The sequence below is a fragment of the Candidatus Erwinia dacicola genome (assembly GCF_001756855.1).
In the GTDB taxonomy this organism is placed as follows: domain Bacteria; phylum Pseudomonadota; class Gammaproteobacteria; order Enterobacterales; family Enterobacteriaceae; genus Erwinia; species Erwinia dacicola.
Map to the genome: position 1 here is coordinate 1 of NZ_MAYS01000400.1, position 2,087 is coordinate 2,087.

The window sequence follows — 2,087 nt, forward strand, 5'->3', positions numbered from 1 at the left end:
TCTGCGCTACCGCAGGCTGGTAGCCATCTACAGAGCGATTACGGCGCAGTTCCCGCGAGACTGTTGACTTACAGACGCCTAACCGGCGACCAATCTCGGCCTGACTAACTTTGTCTTCACACAACAGAGCTATCTGGTATCGTAATCCTTCGGTTCACTGCTGATATTTCATAGTTACTCGCTCATCTTTAGTCGGAAGAGCAAGATAGCTTATCGGTAGCTAACCGTCCCTCCATCTACATGACCGAGCGTTGCACTTATTATCTGAATTCGCGCCTTTACTTATTTATGGAATAAAAATATTTAAAATCATTCTGTTGTGCTCTTTCGGATGAACTTACTGGCCTGTCTTAACAAGTAAGACTTGGAAGGCATTACCCACGAAAATCTATGCGGCTCAGAATGCGCTGGAACTCCTTTCATGCTCCGGCAAGAGCTTAACCCAATGCCATTGGTGTGCTGTAGGGGCCGATCATCTTTTTCGATCGACCCGTAAAATACGGCGTTATTTAATATCCAGCGCTGCTTTAATGGTGTAGAACAGGTCGGTTTGATCGGTCAGGCCGACGACATTGGCCGCGTGTGGACCGAAGGCGGCGATGCGCAGCTGAGTGCCGGTGTGGCCCTGAGAATCCTCCTCTGAATTACCGTAACTAATGGTCATCGGGCTGCCGTCTTTGGTGATCAACGTCTGCGTCAGGCCCGGGGCTTTGCTGTTGTTGGCGATAATCTGACTGGAGTGTGCATGATCGGCGGTTACGATCACCAGCGTATTGCCCTCTTTGCGCGCAAACTTCAGCGCTTTCTGCACTGCTTCGTCTAAATCGACGGTTTCACCAATCTGGCCGCACGGATTGGCTGCATGATCCTGCTTATCAATAGAAGCGCCTTCCACCTGCAGAAAGAAGCCCTCAGGTTTACTGCTCAGCAGCGCAATGGCCTTATCAGTCATCTGCGCCAGCGTCGGGGTGGATGCTGGGTGCTCCGCGTTCACTTCGCAGGTAATCGGTTTGTCATCAAGGTTACCGTGGTAAGTGGCTTTGGGACCTTTCCAGCGCACCGGCATATTCCCAGAGGCGAACAGCCCCAGCACCGGCTGCGCGTCGCTGGCAGAAGTAAGCGCATTCATGCCGTCGAGGTCGTTCACCAGCCGATAGCCGCGCAGCTTCGCCTGCTCTTCCAGTGTTTTACCCTGCCACTCGCCCGCTTTTGCCGTTTCGCTGAAAGTCTTAGCTCCGCCACCGAAGGTGACGTCGGCTCGCGCATTAAGCAACTGTTCGGCAATCGAGCCTTTGCCGCCCTGCTCCAGCGCATTGCTGGCGCACAGTTCGCTGGTTTTGACCGGGCCGTAGCACTTACGCAAGGTGACGTGGGCAATCTGCGCCGCCGGGGTGGCATCTTCCAGCTCTGCGGTTGAAACATTGCCGGTCGCTTTACCTGCGGCTTTCGCCAGCTCCAGCAGCGATGTATGATCTTTACCCATCACATCAACGCCAATCGCCCCGTTATAGGACTTCACGCCGGTTGCCCAAGCGGTGGCAGATGCTGCGGAGTCGGTCACATAGTCAGGCTTGTAGGTTTTCTTATCCAGCGCATAGTGGGTGTACTGTCCTGTGAGCGGCAACGCATCAATCCCTGCAAAGAAGCCGCCCGCCCCTTGCGCATAGTTTCGCGCCGCTGTAATTTCGGAGTCGCCCATGCCGTCGCCGATCAGCAGAATAACGTTTTTTGCCGTGCTGTTGCTCAACGACGCTTTAATCCCCTCGGTCTGGTCACCGCTCAGGCGACGTGCACCGCCCGGCTGAGTAATGTCACCCTGCGCGGCCCGCTGGTACGTGGCAATGTCGGCTACGGCAGAGGAGCAGATCAGTGAGGTCAGCAGGGAAAGTGCGAAAGCTTTATGTTTCATTAAACGGCGATCTCCATGAATAAGTTTTGCTAAAGATTTCAGGGAGTCAGTCTGCGATACAACCGTTATAGTTTGGTGTCATTGAGATGACAATCATCTTTCACTGGACCACATCGATTAAGCAGTCCATTCCCTAGCTGTTAATGAGTTAAGCGAATAGAACGTAGCGCCCTTACAG

1 protein-coding gene and 1 pseudogene are annotated in these 2,087 nt (G+C 53.6%); both read right to left on the reverse strand.

Annotation, left to right across the window (positions count from 1 at the left end; all coding sequences use genetic code 11):
* A pseudogene (locus BBW68_RS16765) lies at window positions 1-172 on the reverse strand (helix-turn-helix domain-containing protein); the annotation flags it as partial.
* A gap of 333 nt (window positions 173-505) precedes the next feature.
* A complete protein-coding gene (phoA, locus tag BBW68_RS11125; protein WP_070135417.1) occupies window positions 506-1,909 on the reverse strand; it encodes an alkaline phosphatase in 1,404 nt (467 codons plus the stop codon).
* Between the last annotated feature and the right edge of the window lie 178 nt (window positions 1,910-2,087).

Excerpts from the sequence above, each read along its gene's own strand:
- phoA (WP_070135417.1), bottom strand. The coding sequence starts at position 1,909 with ATGAAACATAAAGCTTTCGCACTTTCCCTGCTGACCTCACTGATCTGC.